At 73.5% G+C, this 24,964-nt stretch carries 17 protein-coding genes; 10 read left to right on the top strand and 7 right to left on the bottom strand.

Annotated elements, in window-relative coordinates; translation table 11 throughout:
- Positions 1-26: 26 nt before the first annotated feature.
- From ABD220_RS04510 to ABD220_RS04495, 4 genes are all read right to left on the bottom strand, one after another.
- Positions 27-374, bottom strand: coding sequence for a hypothetical protein (locus tag ABD220_RS04510; RefSeq protein WP_344120196.1), 348 nt, complete (start codon positions 372-374; stop codon positions 27-29).
- Between the two features lie 107 nt (positions 375-481).
- Complete coding sequence (gene sucB, locus ABD220_RS04505) at positions 482-2,344, bottom strand: 2-oxoglutarate dehydrogenase, E2 component, dihydrolipoamide succinyltransferase (RefSeq protein WP_344120193.1); 1,863 nt, start codon at positions 2,342-2,344, stop codon at positions 482-484.
- Positions 2,345-2,468: 124 nt separating this feature from the next.
- Positions 2,469-3,836, bottom strand: a complete 1,368-nt coding sequence (gene lpdA, locus ABD220_RS04500; protein WP_344120191.1) for a dihydrolipoyl dehydrogenase — start codon at positions 3,834-3,836, stop codon at positions 2,469-2,471.
- A gap of 142 nt (positions 3,837-3,978) precedes the next feature.
- A complete protein-coding gene (locus ABD220_RS04495; RefSeq protein WP_344120190.1) occupies positions 3,979-5,532 on the bottom strand; it encodes a leucyl aminopeptidase in 1,554 nt (517 codons plus the stop codon).
- 276 nt (positions 5,533-5,808) lie between these two features.
- Here ABD220_RS04495 and ABD220_RS04490 point away from each other — a divergent pair, with 276 nt between their 5' ends.
- The 4 genes from ABD220_RS04490 (at position 5,809) to ABD220_RS04475 (ending at position 11,360) form a co-directional block, all read left to right on the top strand.
- On the top strand, positions 5,809-6,726 hold the full coding sequence (locus tag ABD220_RS04490; protein WP_344120188.1) for a proteasome assembly chaperone family protein: 918 nt from the start codon (positions 5,809-5,811) through the stop codon (positions 6,724-6,726).
- A gap of 92 nt (positions 6,727-6,818) precedes the next feature.
- Complete coding sequence (locus ABD220_RS04485; RefSeq protein ID WP_344120186.1) at positions 6,819-8,114, top strand: MFS transporter; 1,296 nt, start codon at positions 6,819-6,821, stop codon at positions 8,112-8,114.
- A gap of 121 nt (positions 8,115-8,235) precedes the next feature.
- Complete coding sequence (locus ABD220_RS04480; protein WP_344120184.1) at positions 8,236-9,657, top strand: DUF4192 family protein; 1,422 nt, start codon at positions 8,236-8,238, stop codon at positions 9,655-9,657.
- 188 nt (positions 9,658-9,845) lie between these two features.
- The gene (locus tag ABD220_RS04475) at positions 9,846-11,360 is read left to right on the top strand and encodes an RNA polymerase sigma factor (RefSeq protein WP_344120182.1); all 1,515 of its coding nucleotides are present in this window, start codon (positions 9,846-9,848) and stop codon (positions 11,358-11,360) included.
- A gap of 189 nt (positions 11,361-11,549) precedes the next feature.
- Here the strand turns inward: ABD220_RS04475 and ABD220_RS04470 are convergent, their stop codons facing one another.
- Entirely contained in the window at positions 11,550-11,750 is a 201-nt protein-coding gene (locus ABD220_RS04470) for a DUF7455 domain-containing protein (RefSeq protein ID WP_344120181.1), read from the bottom strand.
- A gap of 265 nt (positions 11,751-12,015) precedes the next feature.
- On the opposite strand from ABD220_RS04470, the gene ABD220_RS04465 reads away from it, so the two are divergent.
- On the top strand, positions 12,016-14,124 hold the full coding sequence (locus tag ABD220_RS04465; RefSeq protein WP_344120179.1) for a DNA gyrase/topoisomerase IV subunit B: 2,109 nt from the start codon (positions 12,016-12,018) through the stop codon (positions 14,122-14,124).
- A gap of 81 nt (positions 14,125-14,205) precedes the next feature.
- On the top strand, positions 14,206-15,252 hold the full coding sequence (locus ABD220_RS04460; protein ID WP_344120178.1) for a malate dehydrogenase: 1,047 nt from the start codon (positions 14,206-14,208) through the stop codon (positions 15,250-15,252).
- Positions 15,253-15,255: 3 nt separating this feature from the next.
- Here the strand turns inward: ABD220_RS04460 and ABD220_RS04455 are convergent, their stop codons facing one another.
- Positions 15,256-17,757, bottom strand: a complete 2,502-nt coding sequence (locus ABD220_RS04455) for a DNA gyrase/topoisomerase IV subunit A (RefSeq protein WP_344120177.1) — start codon at positions 17,755-17,757, stop codon at positions 15,256-15,258.
- A 126-nt stretch (positions 17,758-17,883) separates the two neighbouring features.
- Here ABD220_RS04455 and ABD220_RS04450 point away from each other — a divergent pair, with 126 nt between their 5' ends.
- The 4 genes from ABD220_RS04450 to ABD220_RS04435 are packed head-to-tail and all read left to right on the top strand — an operon-like array spanning position 17,884 to position 24,048.
- Positions 17,884-20,580, top strand: a complete 2,697-nt coding sequence (locus ABD220_RS04450) for a bifunctional acetate--CoA ligase family protein/GNAT family N-acetyltransferase (protein WP_344120174.1) — start codon at positions 17,884-17,886, stop codon at positions 20,578-20,580.
- Positions 20,581-20,595: 15 nt separating this feature from the next.
- Complete coding sequence (locus tag ABD220_RS04445; RefSeq protein ID WP_344120171.1) at positions 20,596-22,119, top strand: serine/threonine-protein kinase; 1,524 nt, start codon at positions 20,596-20,598, stop codon at positions 22,117-22,119.
- 46 nt (positions 22,120-22,165) lie between these two features.
- Positions 22,166-22,876 carry a DUF5998 family protein gene (locus ABD220_RS04440; protein WP_344120169.1) on the top strand — a complete coding sequence of 237 codons (711 nt, stop codon included), beginning with the start codon at positions 22,166-22,168 and terminating at the stop codon, positions 22,874-22,876.
- Positions 22,873-24,048 (top strand): alkaline phosphatase family protein, encoded by a 1,176-nt coding sequence (locus ABD220_RS04435; protein ID WP_344120167.1) that lies wholly within the window; start codon positions 22,873-22,875, stop codon positions 24,046-24,048. The genes ABD220_RS04440 and ABD220_RS04435 overlap by 4 nt, the downstream gene beginning before the upstream one ends.
- An 80-nt stretch (positions 24,049-24,128) precedes the next feature.
- On the opposite strand, the gene ABD220_RS04430 is transcribed toward ABD220_RS04435, so the two are convergent.
- Positions 24,129-24,875, bottom strand: coding sequence for a hypothetical protein (locus ABD220_RS04430; RefSeq protein WP_344120165.1), 747 nt, complete (start codon positions 24,873-24,875; stop codon positions 24,129-24,131).
- Positions 24,876-24,964: the final 89 nt, after the last annotated feature.

Below are 24,964 nucleotides of genomic sequence, written 5' to 3'. Positions count from 1 at the left end.
GTCGGAGGTGCAGCGGTGGAAAGGTCTCACCAGAGGGTGGCGACCGCCATGTTGATCAGCGCCAGCCCGCCCACGGCATGGGCGAGACCGGTCGAGACCGTCTCCCCGCGCCGGGTCCTCCGCTGGCCCACGAAGGCGGCGACCGCCACGGCGAGGGCGATCAGCAGCTTCACGGCGACCTTGACGTGGTTGACGTCGCCGTCGCCCATCTCGTGGATCGCCACGAGCAGGAGGCCGGTGACCAGGCTCAGCAGAGAGGCGTGAAACTGTCCGGGGGACACCGTCGGGCGCTTCATGGTGTAGATCCAGGTTCCCACGATGATCGCGGCGCCGACGAGGTGCAGGAAGACGAGGAGTCCGGTCAGGAAAGTCATGCCTTCGAGCCTATCGGAGGGGGTGCCCGCGGACGCCGGGAGGGCGCGTCCCTGTGAGCAGGAACACGCCCTCCCGGTGCCGCAGGCAGATGCTCAGCGGTGGCCGGTCAGAGGCCCACCTCGGACTCGAAGCGGCCCTCCTCCAGGCGCGCCTTGAGCGCCTGCAGGAAGCGACCGGCGTCCGCGCCGTCGACCAGGCGGTGGTCGTAGGTCAGCGAGAGGTAGCACATCTGACGGATGGCGATGGTGTCGTTGCCGTCGGCGTCGGCGACGACCATCGGGCGCTTCACGATCGATCCCGTGCCGAGGATCGCGACCTGCGGCTGGTTGATGATCGGGGTGTCGAACAGCGCCCCGAACGAACCGAGGTTCGTGATCGTGAACGTGCCGCCGGTGAGGTCGTCCGGCGTGATGTTGCCGTCCTTGGCCCGGGAGCCGAGGTCCGCGATCTGCTTGGCCAGGCCGCCGAGGTTGAGGTCGCCGGCGTTCTTGATGACCGGCACCAGCAGGCCCTTCGGGGTGTCCACCGCGATGGCGATGTTCTCCGAGCCGTTGTAGACGATCTCCTTCTCGGCCTCCTTGAAGGTGGCGTTGAGCTTGGGGTGGGCCTGCAGGGCCTCGGCCACCGCCTTGGCGAAGAACGGCAGATAGGTGAGCTTGGCCCCCTCCCGCTGCTGGAACTTCACCTTCGCCCGGTCACGCAGCACCGCCACGCGGGTCATGTCGACCTCGGTCACCTGGGTCAGCTGGGCGGCCTCCTGCAGGGACTCGCGCATGCGCTGGGCGATCGTCATGCGGATCCGCGGGGCCTTCTCGGTGGTCCCGCGCTTGGCGTCCGCCTTCGGCGCGGCCGGGGCGGCCTCCTGCGCCGGTGCGGCGGCGGCCGGCTCGGCAGGGGCCTCGGCGGCCGGTGCCGCAGCGCTCTTCTGCTGCTCCGCGGCGGCCAGCACGTCCTGCTTGCGGATGCGACCGCCCACACCGGTGCCGGTGAGCGTGGAGAGGTCCACGCCCTCCTTCTTGGCGAGCTTGCGCACCAGCGGGGTCACGTAGGACGAGTTGTCACCGGTCGGGGCCTCCACGTTCTCGGTGCGGACGCCGTCGCGCTCGGCGGCGTCCTGCTGCTGGTCCCCGGACGTGTCGGCCATCGCGGGCTCGTCGGTCTCGACCAGCGCCTCGTCGCGGGACGGGGCCTTCTCCTGCTCCCCGGAGGAGGACCCCTCGTAGCCCTCGCCGCCGGCGGAGGACGGCTTCGCCGGCTTCTGCTCGGCGGCGGAGTCCGCGGCCGGCTGCTCGGCGGGCGCACCCCCGGAGGGGGCGGAACCGGAGCCGATGACCGCCAGGACCTGGCCGACCTCGGCGTCCTCGTCCTCCTGCACCCGGATCTCCAGCAGGGTCCCGGCCACCGGGGAGGGGACCTCGGTGTCGACCTTGTCGGTGGAGACCTCCAGCAGCGGCTCGTCGACGGCGACCTCGTCGCCGACCTGCTTGAGCCACCGGGTCACGGTGCCCTCGGTCACGGACTCGCCCAGCGCGGGCAGGGTGATCTCGCTGCCCTCGCCGCTCTGCTGGGCCTCCGCCTGCGGGGCCTGCTCCTGGCCCGAGGACTCCTGGCCGGAGGACTTCTGCTCGGCGGCCTCGTCGGTCGCCTCGGGGGTCCCGGCCTCGGTCGCGGCGTCCACGGCCTCCTCGGCGGCCTCATCCTGGGCCGATCCGCCGCCGGACCCGGAGCCCGAGCCGTCCCCGATGACGACCAGGGGCGCGCCGACCTCGACGTCCTCGTCCTCCTCGACGAGGATCTCCTCGATCACGCCCGCCACGGGGGAGGGGATTTCGGTGTCGACCTTGTCGGTGGAGACCTCCACCAGGGGCTCGTCGACGGCGACCTCGTCACCGACCTGCTTGAGCCACCGGGTCACGGTGCCCTCGGTCACGGATTCGCCCAGTGCGGGCAGGTTTACGGTTTCTGACATGGTCCGACCGTCTCTCTTTCGGTGCCTTCGATGGTGCCTGCGATGGTGCGGTCCGGGCGCCGGGCCCGGTTCCGGCGTAGTGGGGGGGAAGGCCCCGTCCGGGAGGGACGGGGCCTCGACGCGATCAGCCGTGCAGCGGCGCGCCCGCGAGAGCCATGGCGGCCTCGCCGATGGCCTCGTTCTGGGTGGGGTGCGCGTGCACGAACGCGGCGACGTCCTCCGGGTAGGCCTCCCAGTTGACGATGAGCTGTCCCTCACCGATCTGCTCGCTGATGCGCTTGCCGATGGCGTGGAAGCCGATGATGGGCCCGTCCTTCTCGCGCACCAGCTTGATGATGCCCCCGGTGCCCAGGATCGAGCTCTTGCCGTTGCCGGCGAGGTTGTACTCGGCGACCTCGACGTTGTCCTCGCCGAACTTCTCCTTGGCCTTCGGCTCGGTGTAGCCCACCGAGGCGATCTCGGGCTCGGTGAACGTGACCTTGGGGATGTTCACGTCGTCGACGACGGCCGGGTTCAGCCCGGCGATCTCCTCGGCGACGAACCGCCCCTGCTGGTAGCCGCGGTGGGCGAGCTGGACGCCGGGGACGATGTCACCGATCGCGTAGATGTTGCCGACGCCGGTGTGCAGGCGCTCGTCCGGGGTGACGAAGCCCCGGTCCATGGGGATGCCCTGCTCCTCGTAGCCCAGGTCGGCGGTGTTCGGGCCGCGGCCCACGGCGACCAGGACGATGTCGGCCTCGAAGACCTTGCCGTCGGCCAGGGTGACCTTCGCGCCGTTGTCGTCCTGCTCGACCTTCTCGAAGAAGGTGCCGAGGTTGGACTTGATGCCGCGCTTCTTGAACTCGCGCTCGAGGATCTTGATGAGGGCGGGATCCTCGTTGGCGACCAGGTGGGGCAGGCCCTCGATGACGGTCACGTCCACCCCGAAGGACTTCCACATGGAGGCGAACTCGCAGCCGATCACCCCGCCGCCGAGGACGATGGCGCTCTTGGGCACGAAGTCGATCTCCAGCGCCTCGGTCGAGGTCATGATCCGCCCGCCGATCTCGACGCCCAGGGTCTTGGAGATCGAGCCGGAGGCCAGCACGATGTGCTTGCCGGTGTAGGTGGTGCCGTCGACCTCGACGGTGTTCTCGCCCGTGAGCTTGCCGACGCCCTCGAGAACCGTGATCTTGCGCATCTTCATCAGACCGGTGAGGCCCTTGAACTTGCCGGCGACGATCTTGTCCTTGTACTCCCGCACGGCGGCCATGTCGATGGAGTCCAGCGTGGTGTGGATCCCGTACTTGGAGCTCTCGCGGGCGTCCTCGGCCAGCTCGGCGGAGTGCAGATAGGCCTTGGTCGGGATGCAACCCCAGTGGAGGCACGTGCCCCCGAGCTTGTTCTTCTCCACCAGGGCCACGCTGAAGCCGAGCTGGACGGCCCGCAGCGCGGCGGCGTAGCCGGCACTGCCTCCGCCGAGGACGAGGATGTCGAATTCGTTGTCGGCCACGTGTTTGGCTCCCTTGCGCGTTGACGTCGTTCCGGGTGGGTCGCACCCGTCCCTTCACGGGTTGGTTTCGTACATACCTTAGCCCTACGCCGGAAGGAGCGACCAGGCGGGCGCTCCCTCCGGCGAGGGGTGTCGCGGGGGCTCAGCCGCGGTCGGCGGCCGCGTCCTCGAGCAGCCGCACGAGCGTGCGCACGCCCGCGCCCGTGCCCTCGGCCGGGGTGTAGCCGTAGGGCGAACCCTCGTTGAACGAGGGGCCGGCGATGTCCACGTGCGCCCACGGCACCCGGGCCCCGTCCTGGCCGCCGACGAACTCGCGCAGGAAAATCCCGGCGACGAGCATCCCGCCGTTCTTGTCCCCGATGTTCTTGAGGTCGGCGACCTTCGAGTCCAGGGACGGGCGCAGGTGCTCGGGCAGCGGCATGGGCCAGCCGTCCTCGCCGGCGGTGCGGGCGGCATCGGCCACGGCGGTGCGCAGCGCCTCGTCGCCCATGATCCCGAACGTCCGCGCGCCCAGGGCCACCATCTGGGCACCGGTGAGCGTGGCGATGTCGACGACGGCGTCCGGGCCCTCCTCGCACGCGGCCACGAGACCGTCGGCCAGCACGAGGCGCCCCTCGGCATCGGTGTTGAGCACCTCGACGGTGCGGCCGCCGCGGATGGTGATGACGTCACCGGGACGGGTGGCCGTGGACGAGGGCAGGTTCTCGGCCAGGCACAGCCACCCGGTGACCTTCACGGGCAGGCCCAGCTCGGCGGCGGTGAGGAGGGTCGCGAGCACGGCGGCGGCGCCGGCCATGTCCGACTTCATGGTCATCATCGAGGCCGGGGGCTTGAGGGAGAGCCCGCCCGAGTCGAAGGTGATGCCCTTGCCCACGTAGGCGTAGTGCTGCGCGGCGCGCGCCGGGGCGTACTCCAGCTTGACGAGGCGCGGGCCGTGCACGGAGCCCTGCCCCACGCCCAGGAGCCCCCCGTAGCCGCCCTTGGCGAGCTCCTTCTCGGCGAGCACGGTCACGGAGACCTTGGTGCCCTTGGCGGCCTGGCGGGCGTAGTCCGCGACGGCCTCCGGGTACATGACGTTGGGGGAGAGGTCCACGAGGGTGCGGGCCGCGCGGACGCCACGCCCGAGGGCGGCGGCACGGTCGAGGCACCGGCCCAGTGCGGCGCGCGCCACGCCCGGGGCGTGCACGACGGCGGAGGCCAGCGGGGCCTGCACGGCACCGGCGGTCGCGGCGCGCTGGTGGGCGAACGCGAAGGCGCCGAGGGCGGCGCCCTCGGCGACCGCCGCGGCGTCCTGCTCGGAGTCCGCGGGTAGGGCGAGCACCGCGGACGCGGTCCCGGCGAGCCGCCGCACGGCGGCGCCGGCGGCCCGGCGCAGCGCCTCGGCGCGCTCGGGGCTCTCCTCGGGCAGGGCGCCGAGACCGGTGAGGACGACCACGGTGAAGGGGAGCCCGGACGGGGCCGGCACGACCATCACCTCGTCGGCCGCGCCCTTCAGGCGCAGCACCGTCGCGGCCTCCACCACGGGGGCGAGCCGGCGCTGCTCCCCGGCGGGGAGCAGGACGCGGCCCGCGCCGTCGCCCTCCTGTCCCTTCGCGACACCGAGCACGAGCGCATGGGCCGGCGTCCGGCCCAGGGCCTTGTGCGTGGCGGTGAGCTCGATGCCCCGGGGCTCGAGCAGGTCCTGTACGTCGGGCATGGATCGTCCTTTCGCTGAGGTCTGCACCGGCCGGGCCGCTCCGGTCCGCTCCCGGCGGCCCGGCCGGGCCGGCAGGCGTGCTGTCGATCCTATCCCCGGCCGCCGCACCGGAGGGGCCGGACGCACGGCGCGGGCCCGGCGGGTGCGGCAGGACGCCCGCCGGGGAATAACGGGGTGCCCGCGGACGGTTGACATGATCCGGGCGCGCCGTCGGCGGCGTGCCCCACCGGCCTCCCCACGGACGCCCGGAACCGACCCACCCCAGGAGGAAGAGCTGTGCTGGACCCCACCTCGCTGTACCTGAGCAACCCCGCGCTGCTCGAGGACGCCCGGGTTCGTGGCCTGCCGCTGATCGTCGCCCTGTCCGGCTACGCGGAGGCGGGGCACGTGGCCGTGCAGATCGAGCACACCATCACGGAGGCCCTCCCGCACGAGGTCGTGGCCCGCTTCGACCTGGACCAGCTCTACGACTACCGCGCCCGCCGCCCGCACGTGAGCTTCGTGGAGGACCACTTCGAGGGCTTCCAGACCCCTGAGCTGTCCCTCCGGCTGGTCACCGACGGCCTGGGGCGCAGCTTCGCGCTCCTGACCGGCCCCGAGCCGGACCTGCAGTGGAACCGGTTCACGGAGGCCGTCGTGGGCCTGGCCCGGCGGATGGACGTGTCCCTCGTCGCCATCGTCTCGGGCATCCCCATGCCGGTCCCGCACACCCGTCCGTTCATCGTCTCGGTGCACGGCAACCGGGCCGACCTGCTGCCCGCCGAGCACGCGTGGAAGCCGGTCGTGGAGATGAGCTCGTCGGCCGCGCAACTCCTCGAGATCCGGCTGGGCGAGGCGGGGATCGACAACATCGGCTTCACCGTCCACGTCCCGCAGTACCTGGCCGAGGCGCACCTGCCGCACGCCGCCGTTGCCGCCCTCGAGCACATCAGCGCCGTCACCTCCCTGAACCTGCCCTCGGACCAGCTGCGCGAGGCGGCCCGCGAGATCGAGCGGCAGATCGACCAGCAGGTCGGCGCCTCGCCCGAGGTGCAGGCGGTCGTGGCAGGACTGGAACAGCGCTACGATGACGTCGTCGACGCCTCGGTCCAGCGCTCCCTCCTGGTGGGGGACGAGTCCGAGCTTCCCGACGCCGACGAGATCGGCGCCGCGGCCGAGGCCTTCCTCGCCGCCCAGGAGGACGACCAGGACTGAGCCCGGCCGGCGCGCGGGCCGGTCCGGGGCCGCCCGGGCGGCCCCGCCGTCCCGGGTCCCCGCCCGGACCCGTCCCCCCGAGAGCGAAGTGCATGCCGTCCGACCGGTCCCCGGCCCACGAGCTCGGCAAGGACTCCCGCCGCGCCTACCTGGTCTTCGCGATCGGCACCTTCGCCTACTTCAGCGCCGTGGCCCAGCGCACCAGCTTCGGTGTCGCCTCGGTCGACGCGGCCGAGCGCTTCGGCACCGCCGCCTCCGCGCTGTCGATGTTCTCGCTCATGCAGGTCATCGTCTACGCGGGGCTGCAGATCCCCGTGGGCGTGCTGGTGGACCGCTTCGGCTCCCGCGTCATGGTCGCCGCCGGGGCACTGCTGATGTCGGTCGGTCAGGTCCAGCTGGCCCTGGCCGACACGGTCGGCGAGGGCGTGGTGGGCCGCGTGCTCGTGGGCGCGGGGGACGCGACCACCTTCGTGTGCGTGATGCGCCTCATCCCCGCGTGGTTCTCCGCGCTGCGCGTGCCGCCGCTGACCCAGTTCCTGGGGGTGGTCGGCAATGTCGGCCAGCTCGTCTCCGTCATCCCGTTCGCCTGGCTGCTCGAGCTGAGCGGGTGGTTCCCGTCCTTCGCGGCGCTGGCCTCCCTGGCGCTGCTCGCCGCCGTGCTCGCCGCCACCCTGCTGCGCAACGCGCCCCCCGGGGTGGAGGTCCTGAACCGGGAGCTGGGGCTGCGGCGGACCGGCCGGGTGCTCCGGGAGAGCGTGGCCGAGCCCGGCACCCGGCTCGGCTTCTGGGTGCACTTCACCACCCAGTTCGCGGGCAACACGTTCGTGCTCATGTGGGGCTACCCCTATCTCGAGTACGCCCAGGGCCTGTCCGACACCATGATCTCCCTGGTGATGACCTCCTTCGTGCTGACCAACCTGGCCGTTGCCCTCGGCCTCGGCGGGCTCTCCGCCCGCCACCCGCACCGCCGCGTGCGGCTGTGCCTGGGGGTCACCGCCGTGATCTTCGGGGCGTGGACCGTCCTGCTGGTGTGGCCGGGGACGGCTCCCGCCCCGGTCGTGCTGGCCGCCGTGTGCGTCATCGCGATCAGCATGCCGGCCTCCATGATCGCCTTCGACATCACCCGCAGCTTCAACCCGGCCCGCCGCTCGGGCACCGCCACCGGCATCGTCAACGTGGGGGGTTTCACCGCCTCGGTGCTGGCCATCTTCGTCACCGGTCTCGTCCTCGACGTGCTGCACGCCGCGGGCTTCCGCGACGAGCTCTACGCCCCCGACGCGTTCCGGATCGCGATCGCAGCGCAGTTCCTGGTCGCGGCGGCGGGCGCCACGGGCGTGCTGGCCGCCGCCCGCCGGGTGCGCCGGCGGCACGGGCACGACGCCGCCTGAGCGCCCGGCGCGGGCCCATCGGCACTGCACCGCGCCAGGCACCGGGTCCCCGCCACGCCCGCGGTCCACAGACCGTGCCCGGGCCGGCGCCCCCGGACACGGGGGCGCCCAGGCTGGGCACATGAGACAGCACCCCATCCGAGACCCCTACGTCCCCGTCGTCCGGTGCGCGGCCGACCTGCTCGCCGTCGTGCCGCACACTCTCGGCTACTGGCCCGCCGGCTCCCTCGTCCTGTTCGCCGCCGGCGGCGGGACGGCCGGGGCGTGCGTGCGTGTGGACCTCCCGGCCGGCCCGTCCGAGGAGCGTCTCGCGGAGGCCTTCGTCGCCGAGCTCGCCGACCTCGTGCGCCACGACGCCCTGAGCGACCGGGTCTTCGTGATCGTGTACACGTCGCCGTCACCCGGGGACCCGCCCGTCGCGCCGGTTCCGCCCGCCGCGGTGGACCGTGTGCTCGCCGGCGTGGACGAGGCCGCCCGGCGGGCGGGCCGGGCCGTGGCGGCGCGCTGGATCGTGGCCGGTGACCGCTGGTGGCCGGTCGAGGACCCGGCCGACGTCCGGGACGTCGCCAGCATCGAGGACAGCGCCGTCAACGCCGCGCTCGTGGCCTCGGGCAGCTCCTACGCGGCCGCCCCGCGGCTGGCCATGGACCACGAGTACGGGGCGCTGCCCGCAGGAACCGTCCGTGCCACCGGGCACGCCGCGGTCCGCTGGGCGCAGGCGGGGGAGGGCGCGTGGCACCACCTCGACCGGCTCGGGCCGGCGCTGTCCGTCTGGGCCGACGTCCTCGACGCGGTCCTGGGCTCGCCCGGGGACCTCGTGCCCGCGGTGCTGGGCCACGACGACGACCTGCTCGGCTTCCTGGCCGCGAGCCTGACCGACCCCGTGCTCGCCGACCTGCTCCTGGTGGCCTGCGCCACGGACGACCTCGACGGCGTCCTCGCGGGCGCCGCGATGTGGGCCGAGCTGTGCGACGACGTCGACGGCGCGGCGGACGACGCCGATGCCGAGGGCGTCCCGATCGGGCCTACCGGCGCCCCGCTCCCCCCGGGGATCCCGCCGGCGCCCCGCCGGCCTCCCGCCGGCCACGGCGGCGCGGGCCCCGGCTCGTCCGCCACCACCCCCGCGCCCGACGCGGGGGAGCTGGTCCGGCTCTCCCGGGTGCTCGCCGGCGAGTGGGCCGAGACCCTGCACTGGCCGCTCCTCGACACCCTCTACGGCGTGCTGCAGGTGCTCAGCTGGCTCCTGGAGCCGGAGGGCGCCGGTGCGAATCCCGGTGCGGGACCCACCGCAGCAGCGGCCGGGGACTCCGGGGCGGCCGGGACGGGCGCCGAGGAGCGGGGGCGGGGCGTGCTCGCGGGCGTGCTCGTCCAGCTCGGACAGCTCAACCGCTTCCGCGCGCGCGGCTCCCACACCGCGCACTTCGTGCGCCGGGCCACGGCCCTGGTCCCCGGTCACCCGCCCGCGTTGCGCGTGCTGCGCCTCGCCGACGCCCGTCCGGTGCCGCTCTGGGCCCGGGACCGTGCCACCGCCTGGCACTCCTGAGCCACGGGCGCCGAGCTTTTTCGGATCCGTTCCCGCACAGCGGGAACAAAACCCGCCCACGGGTGGTTCCGGCTGTCAGGACCCTTCAAGCTCACCGCGCCGGACACTGCCCGGCGCACGGACTTGACAGGGTCATAGGCGTGTTGCCCCGAGGGCGGACGCCGTGACCGCTCAACGAAAGGCTCTCAGTGTCACCTGCCGCCAGCAACAAGACGACGGACACCGCCGCCGAGACCCCGGGCACCGGGGACGCTCGGTCGCCGTCCGGTACCGGGACGACGGGCACGTCGCCGCGGGCGAAGACCGCCGCTGCGAAGTCGACCGCGGCCAAGAAGACCGTGGCCGCGAAGAAGACCACGGCGGCGAAGTCCACTGCCGCGAAGTCCACTGCCGCGAAGTCCGCCGCGCCCAAGAGCGCCGCGGCCGCTCCCACGAAGTCCACGGCCGGCAGGTCGACCGCGACCGGGGCCGCCGCGAGCAAGGCCCCGGCCGCGCCGAAGGCCACGGGCCGCAAGAAGGCGACGGCCCCGGCGGACCAGGAGGCCCAGGACGTCGTCGGGGAGCCCGATGAGGACGTCGTCGTCACCGACGACGCCGACATCGAGACCGATCTGACCGACGAGGCCGGGGTGATCGACCCCGAGGTGGACGAGGACGCCGAGACGGAGGACGAAGCCGCCCCCGAGGACGCGCCCGCCGCGCCCGCGCCCAAGGACGAGAAGACCTCCGGCTTCGTCATCACCAACAACGACGACGACGACGCCCCGGCCCAGCAGGTCGTCTCCGCCGGGGCCACGGCCGACCCGGTCAAGGACTACCTCAAGCAGATCGGCAAGGTCGCGCTGCTGAACGCGGAGCAGGAAGTGGACCTGGCCCTGCGGATCGAGGCCGGCCTGTACGCGGAGCACAAGCTCGCGGACGCGAAGGACTCCCTGGACCCGCAGACGCGCAAGGAGCTGCGCTGGGTCATCCACGACGGCAAGCGGGCCAAGAACCACCTGCTCGAGGCGAACCTGCGCCTGGTCGTCTCGCTGGCGAAGCGCTACACCGGTCGCGGCATGCTGTTCCTGGACCTCATCCAGGAGGGCAACCTCGGCCTGATCCGCGCCGTCGAGAAGTTCGACTACACCAAGGGCTTCAAGTTCTCCACGTACGCCACGTGGTGGATCCGCCAGGCCATCACCCGAGCCATGGCCGACCAGGCCCGCACCATCCGCATCCCGGTGCACATGGTCGAGGTGATCAACAAGCTCGCCCGCGTCCAGCGGCAGATGCTGCAGGACCTCGGCCGGGAGCCCACCCCCGAGGAGCTGGCCAACGAGCTCGACATGACGCCCGAGAAGGTCGTCGAGGTGCAGAAGTACGGCCGTGAGCCGATCTCCCTGCACACTCCGCTGGGCGAGGACGGCGACTCGGAGTTCGGCGACCTGATCGAGGACTCGGAGGCCGTGGTCCCCGCGGACGCCGTGAGCTTCACGCTCCTGCAGGAGCAGCTGCACTCGGTCCTGGACACCCTCTCCGAGCGGGAGGCGGGGGTCGTGGCGATGCGGTTCGGCCTGACCGACGGACAGCCCAAGACGCTCGACGAGATCGGCAAGGTCTACGGCGTGACCCGCGAGCGCATCCGGCAGATAGAGTCCAAGACGATGTCCAAGCTGCGCCACCCGTCCCGCTCCCAGGTCCTGCGCGACTACCTCGACTGAGCCGCCGCTCCCGCGCCCGGACACCGCCCGGGCGCGGGACGTCCACAACCGGAACCGTGCCCCGCTGCGGTGGGGTGGCCGGCGACGCGCTGCGCCCCGGCGACCAGGTCACGGACCGGGTACGCAGAAGGGCCCCGACACCAGGTGTCGGGGCCCTTCTGCGTCGATCGCCCCATCCGGGCGCCCGGGTCAGGAACCGATGCGCTCGGTCTCGTCCTGCCAGGTGGCGGCCAGCGGCCGCAGCTTCTGCTCGTTCTTGCGCGCGTGGTGAGCGCAGAACAGCAACTCACCGCCCGTCGACTCGAGGACCACTCGGACGTAGGCCTGGGCGCCGCACGCGTCGCAGCGGTCGGTCGCATTGAGCTCTCGGCTCTCCAATGTTGCGTTCACGGGATCCTCCTCCTGGGTCGTACGCGATGCACGCGGCACGGGGCCGCCGGTGCGGGTACCCGGGGTCTCGTGGACGCATCGGGGTACTGCTATATACAACCACGACCCTCGGACAAACGATCCCGGTGGTGGCCGTTTTTCGCCCCGGGCGTAGGCCCCGCGCCGTGCCGTGGACCGGCACCGACGTGCACCCCCGGATCCGGGGTGTCCGCCGCCCCGACTACAGTGGTGGGGAACCCCGCCGACCCCCAGGAGCCGTATCCCCGTGACACCGTCCCGTTCCGAGTACAACGCCCGCCACCTCTCCGTCCTCGAGGGCCTCGAAGCCGTCCGGAAGCGGCCGGGCATGTACATCGGTTCCACCGACTCGCGCGGGTTGATGCACTGCCTGTGGGAGATCATCGACAACTCGGTGGACGAGGCCCTCGCCGGGTTCGGCCACCAGATCACGGTGGTCCTGCACGCCGACGGCGCCGTGGAGGTCCACGACGACGGCCGCGGCATCCCCATCGACCTCGAGCCGCGCACCGGGCTGACCGGTGTGGAGGTCGTCTTCACGAAGCTGCACGCGGGCGGCAAGTTCGGCGGTGGCTCCTACAGCGCCTCCGGGGGCCTGCACGGCGTGGGCGCCTCCGTGGTCAACGCGCTCTCCGCGCGTCTGGACGTGCAGGTCGACCGCGGCGGGAAGACCTACCAGATGTCCTTCCGGCACGGCGAACCGGGACGCTTCGTCGACCAGGGCAGGCCCTCACCGCACGCCCGGTTCGAGCCGTTCGTGGAGGGCTCTGTCCTCGACGTCGTCGGCAAGGCCAAGCGCGGGGTCACCGGCACGCGGATCCGGTACTGGGCGGACGAGCAGATCTTCACGACGGACGCCAGGTTCAGCTACGAGGAGCTCGCCAAGCGTGCCCGCCAGACCTCGTTCCTGATCCCGGGGCTGCGCATCACCGTGCGCGACCAGCGGGGCCTGCCCGGCACACCGGGGGAGTTCGGGACCCACGAGGAGGTGTTCCAGCACGACGGCGGGATCTCCGAGTTCGTGGAGTACCTCGCCGCCGACAGCTCGGTCACCGACGTGTGGCGCTTCCAGGGCGAGGGACGGTTCAAGGAGAACGTCCCGGTCCTGGACGAGAACGGCCGGTCCAAACTCACGGAGCTGGACCGCACGTGCGAGGTCGACGTCGCCCTGCGCTGGGGCATCGGCTACGACACGTCCCTGCGCTCGTTCGTGAACATCATCGCGACCCCCAAGGGCGGCACCCACCAGGCCGGTTTCGAGGCGGCCCTGCTGAAGACGTTCCGGAAGCAGATCGAGGCCAACGCCCGCAAGCTCAAGGCCGGCAGCGACAAGATCGAGAAGGACGACGTCCTCGCCGGCCTCACGGCCGTGCTCACGGTGCGGCTGGCCGAGCCGCAGTTCGAGGGGCAGACCAAGGAGGTGCTGGGCACCCCGGCCGTGCGCCAGATCGTGAGCCGGGTGATCGAGAAGGAGCTCACCGCCAAGCTCACGTCCACCGGCCGCCACGACAAGCAGCAGGCCGGGCAACTGCTGGAGAAGGTCGTGGCGGAGATGAAGTCCCGCATCTCCGCCCGGGTGCACAAGGAGACCCAGCGGCGCAAGAACGCCCTGGAGACCTCCTCGATGCCGGCCAAGCTCGTCGAGTGCCGCTCGAACGACGTGGAGCGCTCCGAGCTGTTCATCGTCGAGGGCGACTCCGCCCTCGGCACGGCCCGGCTGGCCCGGTCCTCCAACTACCAGGCGCTGCTGCCCATCCGCGGCAAGATCCTCAACGTGCAGAAGGCGTCCATCACGGACATGCTCGCCAACACGGAGTGCGCCGCCCTCATCCAGGTCATCGGCGCCGGCTCGGGGCGCACCTTCGATCTCACCGCCGCCCGCTACGGCAAGGTCATCATGATGACGGACGCCGACGTCGACGGCGCGCACATCCGCACCCTGCTGCTCACGCTGTTCTACCGCTACATGCGTCCCCTCGTGGAGGCCGGGCGGGTGTACGCGGCGGTGCCCCCGCTGCACCGGGTGGAGATCGTCAACGCCGGCGGCAAGGCCAATGAGATGGTCTACACGTACTCCGAGCGCCAGCTCGCGGACCTGCTCGCGCGGCTCGAGGCGGAGGGGCGGCGCTACAAGGAGCCGATCCAGCGCTACAAGGGCCTCGGGGAGATGGACGCCGACCAGCTCGCGGAGACCACCATGGACGTCCGGCACCGGATGCTGCGCCGGATCCGCGTCGAGGACGCCGAGGCCGCCGAGCACGCCTTCTCCCTGCTCATGGGCTCCGAGGTGGCCCCACGCAAGGACTTCATCATCGAGGGCGCCACGCAGCTGGACCAGGAGCGCATCGACGCCTGAGCGCTCCGGGGCCCCCGCCCCGCCGCGGCCGGCCGCTACGCTGGGCAGGGACGAGCGACCGTCCCCGAGGAAGGACCCCGCATGACCGCCACCGGCCCGCGCACCCCGTCCCCCGCCCGGCCCCGACCGGTCACCGTCACCGTGACCGGCGCCGCGGGCCAGATCGGCTACGCCATCGTCTTCCGGGCCGCCGCGGGCGACCTGCTCGGGCCCGGCATGCCCGTGCGCCTGCACCTGCTGGAGCTCCCACAGGCGCGGCGGGCCGCGGAGGGCACAGCCCTGGAGCTGCAGGACGGGGCGTTCCCGCTGCTCGACGGCGTGGAGGTCTTCGAGGACGCGGACGCGGCCTTCGACGGTGCCTCGGTGGGCCTGCTCATCGGGGCCCGCCCCCGGTCCCGGGGCATGGAGCGCGCCGAGCTGCTCGAGGCCAACGCCGGGATCTTCTCGGTCCAGGGGCGGGCCGTCAACCGCGGGGCAGCCGAGGACTTCCGGGCCGTGGTGGTCGGCAACCCCGCCAACACCAACGCCTACATCGCGGCCTCGCACGCCCCGGACGTCCCGCGCGAGCGGTTCACCGCCCTCACCCGGCTCGACCACCACCGCGCGCTCGCCCAGCTCGCCGCGGCCACCGGGGCCCGCGTCGACGAGATCGAGGGTGTGGCGGTGTGGGGCAACCACTCCGCGAGCCAGTACCCGGACCTGACCCACGCGACGGTCGGGGGCCGGCCGGCGCTCGAGGTCCTGGCCGGGACCGGCCGCGACCTGGCCTGGGTGGACGACACCTTCATCCCCCGGGTGGCGCGCCGCGGCGCGGAGATCATCGACGTGCGCGGCGGCTCCTCGGTGGCCTCGGCGGCGCACGCGGCCCTGTGCCACGTCCACGACTGGGTCCTGGGCACCGCCGCGGGCACGTGGACGTCCATGGCGGTCGCCTCCGACGGCTCCTACGGCGTGCCGGAGGGCCTCGTCAGCTCGTTCCCGGTCGTCTGCCGCGACGGCCGGGCCGTGGTCGTCCCGGACCTCGAGCTGGACGAGTTCTCCCGCACCCGCATCGACCGCTCCGTCCGGGAGCTCGAGGAGGAGCGGGCGGCGGTGCAGCAGATGGGGCTGCTCGGGCCCCGGCGCTGAGCCTCAGCCGTAGGCCGGGCCCACCGCGTCGATCACCTGGTCGGTGGGCACCCCCGACCCGTCCCGGCGGCCGTGCTCGGTGGGCAGGGCCCGTGCCACGCCCGAGGCCGAGACGGCCTTGGCCGGACCGTGCCCCACCCAGGCCAGGGCCAGCCCCGTCTCCCCCTTCAGGAAGCGGTGCGCGCGCACACCGCCGGTGGCCCGGCCCTTGGGCGGGTACTCCGAGAACGGGGTGACCTTCACCGAGTACTGCGACATGCCCGGCAGCACCTCGTCGGCGCGGGCGAGGGTCACGACCACGGGCGTCTCGTCCTCGGCGCGCACCGCCCCGAAGAACACCACGGCGTCCCCCGGGACCAGCTTGACCCCGGCGACGCCCCCGGCGGTGCGGCCCTGCGGGCGCACGGCACCGGCGTCGAAGTGCAGCAGCTTGCCCTCCCGCGTCACGAACACCAGCTCGTCCTCCGTGGCGGCCGACTCGGCGAGGCCGACCACCTCGTCGCCGTCCTTGAGTGTGATGACCTCCCAGTCCTCGCGGTTGAGGGGGTACTCGGGGCTGACCCGCTTCACCACGCCGTTGCGGGTGCCCAGGGCCAGCACGGCGTTGAGCGGCGCGAGGCCCACGAGGCGCTCCCCGCGGCCGAGGGTGAGGAAGTCCTTGACGGGGACGCCGTCGCCCAGCTTCGGGGTGCCCTCGAAGGCGGTCAGCACGGGCACGTCCATCACCTGGACGCGCAGCATGCGCCCGGTCGAGGTGACCGCCCCGATCTCCCCGCGGGCGGTGGCGCGCACCGCGGAGACCAGGGCGTCGTGCTTGATCCGCCGCGGCGGGTCCACCAGCGGGGCCTGGGAGGGGGTGCGGGCGAGCTGGCCCGAGGTGGACAGGAAGACCCAGCACGGGTCGTCGGCGATCTCGAGCGCGAGCCCGCCCGCCGATGTCCTGCCCGGTGCAGGGGCCGCCGCCGCGGCTGCGGGCGCGGGCAGGGCCTCCGACTCGAGCAGCTCGGTGCGCCGGTCGTCGCCGTGGACCTCCGCGGTCTCCGCGAGCTCCGCGGAGACCAGGGCCCGCAGCCGGGAGTCGGAGGCGAGGGTCTCCTCGAGCTCGGCGATCTCCCGGCGCAGCTCCTCCTGCTCCTTCTCGAGCTCGATCCGCGAGTACTTGGTCAGCTGCCGCAGGCGCAGCTCGAGGATGTGGTCCGCCTGCACGCGGCTGAGGTCGTACACGGTCATGAGCCGGTCCCGGGCCACGGCGGTCTCGTCGGAGGAGCGGATGATCTGGATGACCTCGTCGATGTCGACGATCGCCACGAGCAGGCCCTCGACCAGGTGCAGGCGGTCGCGCCGCTTGCCCAGGCGGAAGCCGGTGCGCCGCCGGACCACCGCCAGCCGGTGCTCCACGTAGACCCTCAGCAGCTCGAGCAGGCCCATGGTGCGGGGCCGCCCGTCCACGAGCGCCACGTTGTTGATCCCGAAGGAGTCCTCCATGGGCGTGTACTTGTAGAGCTGCTGGAGGACGGCCTGCGGATTGAAGCCGTTCTTGATCTCGATGACGAGCCGCAGGCCGTTCTTGCGGTCGGTGAGGTCCACCACGTCGGAGACGCCCTGCAGCTTCTTGGCCTGCGCGGCCTCCTTGATCTTCTCGGTGACCTTCTCGGGGCCCACCATGTAGGGCAGCTGGGTGACGACGATGCCCTGCTTGCGGGGGGAGATCTGCTCGATCGACACCCTCGCGCGGGTCTTGAACGAGCCCCGCCCGGTCCGGTAGGCGTCCCGGATCCCGTCGAGCCCCACGATCCGCCCGCCCGAGGGCAGGTCCGGACCCGGGATGAAGCGCATGAGCTCCTCGAGCGTCGCCTCGGGGTGCTCCACGAGGTGGCGGGCGCCCGCGACGACCTCCCGGAGATTGTGCGGGGCCATGTTCGTGGCCATGCCCACCGCGATGCCGGAGGAGCCGTTGACCAGCAGGTTGGGGAACGCCGCCGGCAGCACCCCCGGCTGGGTGAACTGGTTGTCGTAGTTGGGCACGAAGTCGACGACGTCCTCGTCGAGGTCGGCCGTCAGCGCCAGGGCGGCCGGGGCCATCCGGGCCTCGGTGTAGCGGGAGGCGGCGGGACCGTCGTCGAGAGAGCCGAAGTTGCCGTGCCCGTCCACGAGCGGCAGGCGCATCGCGAAGGACTGGGCGAGGCGGACCATCGCGTCGTAGATGGCGGAGTCCCCGTGCGGGTGCAGCTTGCCCATCACCTCGCCCACCACGCGCGCGCTCTTGACGTGGCCGCGGTCCGGGCGCAGCCCCATCTGGTTCATCATGAACAGGATGCGCCGCTGCACGGGCTTGAGCCCGTCCCGGGCGTCGGGCAGGGCGCGGGAGTAGATGACGGAGTACGAGTACTCGAGGAAGCTCGTCTCCATCTCGGAGGTCACGTCGATGTCGACGATGTTCTCCCGGAAGTCGGCGGGCAGCTCGTCCTCGGCGGACGGGCGGGAGGGCGCACGGCGGCGTGCCATCACAGCGGGGGGTCCTTCGGTCGTGGGTCGGTCCGGGGCGGCCCGGCGGCCCGGCGTCAGAGATCGGCCGGGGACGCACCGGGGCGCACCGTTGACGGTGCAGGTTTGTCTACTAGCCTGAAGTCTATGGTTGCAGAGACCGCGGACACGGACGCCGCCGGCCAGTACCCCGAGTACTGGGAGGCCGACGTGATCCTGCGCGACGGCGCGACGGCGCAGCTGCGCCCGATCTCCCCGGAGGACAAGGACGCGCTCCTGGCCTTCCACCAGTCGCAGTCCGAGAACTCCATCTACCTGCGCTTCTTCTCCTACAAGCCCACCCTCTCCGCCCGGGAGCTGGAGCGGTTCACCCGTGTGGACCACCGGGACCGCGTCTGCTTCGTCCTGCTGCTGGGGGAGCGGATCATCGGCGTGGGCCGCTACGACCGCACGGACGATCCCCACGACGCCGAGGTGGCGTTCATGATCTCCGACGCCCACCAGGGGCGGGGCATCGGCTCCATCCTGCTCGAGCACCTCGCCGCGGCCGCGCGCGAGAACGGGATCGACCACTTCTCCGCGGAGGTCCTGCCCGAGAACCGCAAGATGCTCCGCGTGTTCGCGGAGGCGGGTTACGAGCTCACCCGCAAGTTCGACGACGGCGTGGTCGTGGTGGGCTTCGACATCGACCCGACCGAGAAGTCGTTGGCCGTGATGGCCGCGCGGGAGCACCGGGCCGAGGCCCTCTCCATGGCGGACCTCCTCTCCCCGTCCTCGATCGCCGTGATCGGGGCGTCTCGGGACCCCGGCCACGCCGGGCACGCGCTGGTCGAGCACCTCGTCGCCTCGGGGTTCGCCGGACGGCTCAGCGGCGTGAGCCCCACGCCGTTCGAGCGGGAGGGGATGACCCACGCCACCTCGATCGGGGAGGTCCCCGAGCGCGTCGACCTCGCCGTGATCGCCGTTCCCGTCGACCAGGTGGCCGACGTCGTGGACCAGTGCGGAGCGGCGGGAGTGCGCGCCGTCGTGGTGGTCACCGGCGGGTACGCAGAGGCCGGCGCGGAGGGCCGGGCCCGGCAGACCGAGCTCGTGCGCCGGGCGCGCTCCTACGGGATGCGGGTGGTGGGCCCGGCGAGCCTCGGGCTCTACAGCACTGCCCCGGAGTCCCGCTTCAACGCCTCCATCCTGCCGACCGTGCCGCGGGCGGGCCCGCTGGGGCTGTTCAGCCAGTCCGGGGCCATCGGCATGATGCTCAACGCCGCCGCGCTGCGCCACGACGTGGGGGTGTCCACGTACCTCTCCGCCGGCAACCGGGCGGACGTCTCCGGCAACGACATGATGCAGTACTGGGAGGACGACGCCGCCACGCGCGCGTGCGGGCTCTACCTGCAGTCCGTGGGCAATCCGCGCAAGTTCTCCCGCATCGCGCGCCGGCTGTCCCTGACCAAGCCCGTGATCGTGGCCAAGAGCGAGGTCACCGGGCTGCGGCTGCCCCCCGGACACACCGGGCGCACCACCCAGGCCCCGCCGGGGGCCCTGGACGCGATGTTCCGGCAGGCCGGGGTGATCCGCGCGGACACGAGCGAGCACCTGATGGACGTGGCCGGGATCCTCGCCGGCCAGCCCCTGCCCGCGGGGACCCGCACGGCCCTCGTCTCCAACGCACTGGCACTGGGCCAGCTCATGGAGGACCGGTGCATGCAGCTGGGGCTGGACGTCGCGGTGACGCAGGCGGGGGTCCGGACCGCGGACGGCGGCCAGGACGCCCTCGAGGCGCTGCGGGCGGCCGTGGACAGCTGCCTCGGCGCCGAGGCCGTCGACTCCGCCGTGGTCACCCTGATGCCGATCCCGGACACCGCGCCGGAGGCCGTGGCCGAGCTCGTGGGCCGGGTGGGGCGGGAGCACGGCAAGACCGTGGTGGTCGCGTTCACGGGCAGCACCGAGCCCGGGGCGGTCTCCGCCCTGCACCACGCCGACGACGGCCTGGACGTGCCCTGCTTCGACTCCCCGGGGGCCGCCCTGCGCGCGCTCGCCAAGGTGGTCGACTACACCCGGTGGCGTGCCCAGGACCAGGGCAGGCCGGCAGAGCCCAAGGGCATCGACGCGGAGGCGGCCGAGACCTTCGTGGAGACGGTCCTGCCCCGGGTCTCCGGCGACGAGCTGCTGGTGCTGGACGGGGACGAGGCGCGGACGCTGCTGGAGACCTACGGCATCGGCCTGTTGCCCAGCGAGCGGTTTACGGACCCCGCGGACGCCCTGGCCGCCGCCGCGCGGCTGGGCTACCCCGTGGCCCTGAAGACGACCGACCCCAACCTGCGGCACCGCCTGGACCTGGGCGGCGTGCAGCTCAACATCCAGGACGACGCGCAGCTGCGCGCGGCCATCGAGACCATGCACCGGGCGCTCGCCCCCTACGGCACCTTCGACCTCGAGGTGCAGGCCATGGCCCCCACCGGTCAGGCGGTGGTGCTCCGGGCCATCGAGGACCCCCTGATCGGACCGGTGGTCTCGTTCGGGATGGCGGGGGATGCGGTGAACCTGCTCGAGGACTGGGCCCACCGGGTCCCACCGCTCACCGACCAGGACGTGCGGCGGATGGTCCGCGAGCCCAAGGCCTCCGGGAAGCTCTTCGGCCACCAGGGGCTCCCGGCCGCGGACGTCGACCGGCTCGAGGACCTCGTCTCCCGGGTGGCGCTGCTCAAGGACCGGCACCCGGAGATCGCCCGCGTGGAGCTGAACCCGGTGCTCGTCGCCAGCGATTCCGTGACCGTGCTCGGGGCCTCGGTCGGCATCGGCAACGCCCGGCAGCGGACGGACAGCGCGCGCCGGGCCATGCGCAGCTAGGCGGGCCCGGACTTCGTGGCGGACACCATAGCCGGCCGGTACACCCTCATCGACCCGATCGCGCGCGGCGGCAGCGGGTCCGTGTGGCGGGCCTGGGACGGCCGGCTCCAGCAGCTGTGCGCGGCCAAGGTGCTGCGCCAGCGCGACTCCGCGGACCTGCTGCGCTTCGCGCGGGAGCAGTCGGTGAAGCTGGACCACCCGCACGTGCTCGCCCCGTACGGGTGGGCCGCGGAGGACGCGCACGTGGTCATCGCGATGCCCCTGGTCCACGGCGGCACCCTGGAGTCCGCGCTGCTCGACAACGGCGCCGCCTCGACGGAGCTCACCGAGGAGGTCCTGGCCCAGCTGCTCCAGGCGCTGCAGTTCGTGCACGCCCAGGGCTGGGTGCACCGGGACGTGAAGCCGGGCAATCTCATGCTGGACAGCACCGGGACCGGCCGGCCCCATGTCCTGCTCTCCGACTTCGGCATCGCGGTGCGCGTCCAGGACGCCCGGCTGACCCGCACGGGCACTGTGGTAGGCACGCCCGGCTACCTTCCGCCGGAGGCGTACGAGCTCACCGACCCCGACCCCGCGCAGGACCTCTACGCGGCCGGCATCACCGCGCTGCGGATGCTCGACCCCTCGCTGGAGCCGCTGGAGAGCCTGGGTCCCAACGACGCGCGCGCGGTGGTGGGGGAGCAGGGCGACCTCGCGGAGCACCTCGCGGCGCTGCTCACCCCGGACCCCGCCCAGCGCCGCGACGCGGCCGTGACGGTGCTCCACGAGCTCACCGCCGGGGCGGCGCGGCGGCGCTTCGACCCGGCCCGCACGCGGGACGGGGAGCCGTTCGAGGTCTTCGACGTCCTCGACCCGCTGCCCGAGCCATGGGCGAGCCGGGTGCGGACCGGGTGGGACGGCGCGGACGGTGCGGCGGGCACCGGAGCCGGGGCCGCCGCAGCGCCGGACGCACCGACCGGCGATCCGTTCCCGGACGGACCCGACACCCTCGACACAGGCGCAGGGAGCACCGGCAGGTGGACGGCCGGCACCGCGGCCGGCGGCACCGGGGCGAGCGGCACCGGGGCGAGCGGCACCGGGGCGAGCGGCACCGGGGCGAGCGGCCCGGGGAGGACGGACCGCACCGGTGCCGGGCCCGGCGGTGCAGGGCACAGCGGCCCCGGGAGGGACACCGGGCCCTCCGGCGCCGCAGGGACCGGGGCCGCCGCCGGCCGGGACCAGGCGGGCCGCCGGTCGGCGGCGGGAAGGCCCACGGAGGCGCTCGCGCCGTCGGCACGGCCCGGGCGCCGGCGCCGCGGCAGCGCCCTGACGGGCGTGTTCGTGGTCCTGGTGGGGATGACGGCGCTGCTCAGCGGCTACCTGCTGCTCGATCCCCTGGGCTCCGCGGACCGGGTGCCCGGCCCCGGGTCCTCGCCCACGGTCACGCGCAGCGAGGACGGACCCCCGAGCCCGACCCCGGAGGAGAGCCCGGTGGTGCTGGAGCGGGTCTGCGAGGACGTGGGCGGCGGGGAGGAGCGCTGCTACTTCCGCGTGCCCTGAGGGCCCGTGTTGGGCACGGACGCGGCCGTGGGGGAAAATGACCCCCATGACGTATTCAGGTGAGCGCGGCCAGCGGCTGGTCGAGGACATCAACAAGGCCGGCTTCTACCCGCAGCTGGTGATCGACGTGGTCCAGGACTCCCTGGACGGCCGGTCCCCGGTCTCCCACCTCGTGCAGCTGGAGACCCACATCGACCGGACGGAGGTGCACCGCCACACCACCGTGCTGGTGCTCGCCGAGGACGTGCTGCACGTGACCCACGTGGACGACGAGGAGTTCGACGAGAGCGGCCGGGACGTGGTGGCGCGGGTCTCCACGGAGACGGTCGGCATCTCCCAGATCCGCTCGGTCACGCTGAGCTACTCGTACTACCAGCCGGCCAACTACCGGCCGGACAGTCCGATCTCCGAGGTCACGCTCGCCATCGCGTGGACGGGCACCCTGCACGTGGACCTGGCGCCGGCGCTGTGCGAGGACCCCCAGTGCCAGGCCGACCACGGCTACACCGGCACGGCGGCCCGGGAGGACATCGTGCTGCGGATCAGCGCGGAGGCCGACGGCCCGACCGCGGTGGAGGGCGCCCGGGAGTTCGCGCGCACGCTGCGCCGGGCCAACCTCTCCCCGCTGACCGACGGCGCGCAGATCGCCCAGCCGGCCCACGGCCGCACGCCGGCTCCTCGACGGGCGGCCGCCGCCACCCCCCGCACCCGGTTCACCGACCGGTTCACCGGCCGGGACAGCGGCGCCACCCGGTGAGGGCGGTCCAGGAGGTCCTGCCCGAGCTGCCCGCCGACCTGCCCGCGCCGCCGCGCTACGGCAGCCGCTCGGTCGCGGAGGTGCTGTCCTCGGCCGCGGCGTCCCTGGGCGTGCCCGGCTTCCGGGACGCGCTGGGGCTGCCCGCGGCTCGCAGGGTCGTCGTCGTCATGGTGGACGGACTCGGCCGGGCCCAGCTGCGGGCCCGGGCCGGGCACGCCCCCGTCCTGGCCGGCGCGCAGAGCCTGGCGACCCTGGACGCGGCGTTCCCCACGACGACGGCGGCCTCCCTGGCGTCCTTCGGCACGGGGGCCGCCCCCGGCGCGCACGGGCTCGTGGGCTACGACGTGCTGGACCCCGAGCGGGACCGGGTCGTGAACCTGCTCGGCGGCTGGGACGCCGCCGTGGACCCCCTGGCGTGGCAGCCGCTGCCCACGGTGCTCGAGCGCGCCGCGGAGCACCTCGACGTGGTGACGGTCAGCCGGCACAGGTTCGCCGGCTCCGGGCTCACCGACGCCGCCTTGCGCGGGGGCCGGTACGTGGCCGCGGAGGTGCCGGCGGCGCGGGTCAGCACCGCGCTCGACCAGCTCGCCGCGGGACGCGACGCCCTCATGTACTTCTACTGGGACGAGCTCGATCGCACCGGCCACGCCCGGGGCTGGGAGTCCTGGGAGTGGACCGCCCAGCTCGAGGAGCTCGACGCGTCCCTGCGCCGGCTCGTTGCCCGGGTGCCGGCCGGCACCACGGTGCTGGTGACCGGTGACCACGGCATGGTGGACGTCCCCCGGGACGCGCGCGTCGACTTCTCGGAGCTGCCGGGGCTGCTGGACGGCGTCCGCCACACGGCGGGCGAGCCCCGGACGGTGCAGCTGCACCTGGAGCCGGACGCGACGGCGCGCGACGTCCGGGCGCTCGTGACCGCCTGGCGGGAGCAGTTCGGGCACCGGGTGTGGATCCTCTCCCGGGAGGCCGCCCTCGACGCCGGCTACTTCGGCCCGCCGGGGCTCGTGCGCGACGCGGTGCGCGGACGCATCGGCGACCTTCTCGTGCTCGCGAGGGAGCCCCTGGCGCTGTTCGACCTGGGCCGGCTCCGTCCGAGCGTGCTGTCCATGGTCGGTCAGCACGGCTCGCTGACCCGCGCCGAGCGGGAGGTCCCGCTGCTGCGCCTGGCCTGAGCGCCCTCGCCGGAGGCGCCGGGCTCGGGGAGTCGCTGCCGGGGGGCCGCGCTCCGGCAGCGGCGGCCGAGGCACCGGGATCAGGGAGCCGGCGCGGCGTCCTCGTCGGTGTCCGCCACGGCCCCTGCCTCGTCGGTGTCCTCGGTGCCCGCCTCGGCGGCGGCCGGAGCGGCGCGCTGTGCGTCCTCGCCAGGGTCCTCCCCGCCCGGGCTCTGCCCGTTCGCGCCGTCGTCCGTGACCTCCTCGTCGTCCTCTGCGGGCTCCGCCGGGGGCGGCGAGGACGGGGGCGGCTCGGGAAGCGCAGGCTGCGGCGCGACCGGGGCGGGGACCGGAGCCGGGGCCGGGAGGACGGGCTCGGGCAGGACCGGTTCGGGGGCCACGGGCGCCGGGGGGACGTACGGCGCCGGCGGCTCCACGGGCACCGGGGCGGGAGGTTGCGGGGCGGGCGCCTCCGCCGAGGGGCTCGGCGTGGGGGAGGGCGTGCGCGACCGGGACGGCGTGGGCGAGGCGGTCGGCGTGGCGGTGGGCGTGGCGGTGGGCGACCGGGTCACCGCGGGGGCGGGGACGAACTCGGCCTCCCGGCCCGCGCCGAAGAGGTCGCGCCCCACTCCGCCCAGGTAGAGCGCCCCGACGCCGGCCAGCACCACGAGCACGACCGCGCCCAGGACCAGCCCGGCCACGAACCGTCCCGGCCCGGAGTCCTGGAGGGGATCGACCGGTGTCTCCGGCGTTCCGGAGGCACCGGCGAGGCCGGGTTCGCCGGGGTCCGGGCCGGCGGCGTCGCGCTCGTCGTCCCCGAAGAGGTCGTCCTGGATGGAATTGCCCATGGCGTGCTGCCCCTGACGTGGTGTCGTCCGTCCGGGCCGCGCACGGGATGGGGGAGCGCGCGCACCCGGGGGACGGCGCGCAGCCGTCC

The organism is Kocuria aegyptia (assembly GCF_039530085.1).
Lineage (GTDB): Bacteria > Actinomycetota > Actinomycetes > Actinomycetales > Micrococcaceae > Kocuria > Kocuria aegyptia.
This window is presented reverse-complemented; position numbering and strand designations above follow the sequence as displayed.

Coding starts and splice junctions, on each gene's coding strand:
- ABD220_RS04510 (WP_344120196.1), bottom strand. CDS start 374: ATGACTTTCCTGACCGGACTCCTCGTCTTCCTGCACCTCGTCGGCGCC.
- sucB (WP_344120193.1), bottom strand. CDS start 2,344: ATGTCAGAAACCGTAAACCTGCCCGCACTGGGCGAATCCGTGACCGAG.
- ABD220_RS04495 (WP_344120190.1), bottom strand. CDS start 5,532: ATGCCCGACGTACAGGACCTGCTCGAGCCCCGGGGCATCGAGCTCACC.
- ABD220_RS04485 (WP_344120186.1), top strand. CDS start 6,819: ATGCCGTCCGACCGGTCCCCGGCCCACGAGCTCGGCAAGGACTCCCGC.
- ABD220_RS04480 (WP_344120184.1), top strand. CDS start 8,236: ATGAGACAGCACCCCATCCGAGACCCCTACGTCCCCGTCGTCCGGTGC.
- ABD220_RS04460 (WP_344120178.1), top strand. CDS start 14,206: ATGACCGCCACCGGCCCGCGCACCCCGTCCCCCGCCCGGCCCCGACCG.
- ABD220_RS04455 (WP_344120177.1), bottom strand. CDS start 17,757: ATGGCACGCCGCCGTGCGCCCTCCCGCCCGTCCGCCGAGGACGAGCTG.
- ABD220_RS04450 (WP_344120174.1), top strand. CDS start 17,884: ATGGTTGCAGAGACCGCGGACACGGACGCCGCCGGCCAGTACCCCGAG.
- ABD220_RS04440 (WP_344120169.1), top strand. CDS start 22,166: ATGACGTATTCAGGTGAGCGCGGCCAGCGGCTGGTCGAGGACATCAAC.
- ABD220_RS04430 (WP_344120165.1), bottom strand. CDS start 24,875: ATGGGCAATTCCATCCAGGACGACCTCTTCGGGGACGACGAGCGCGAC.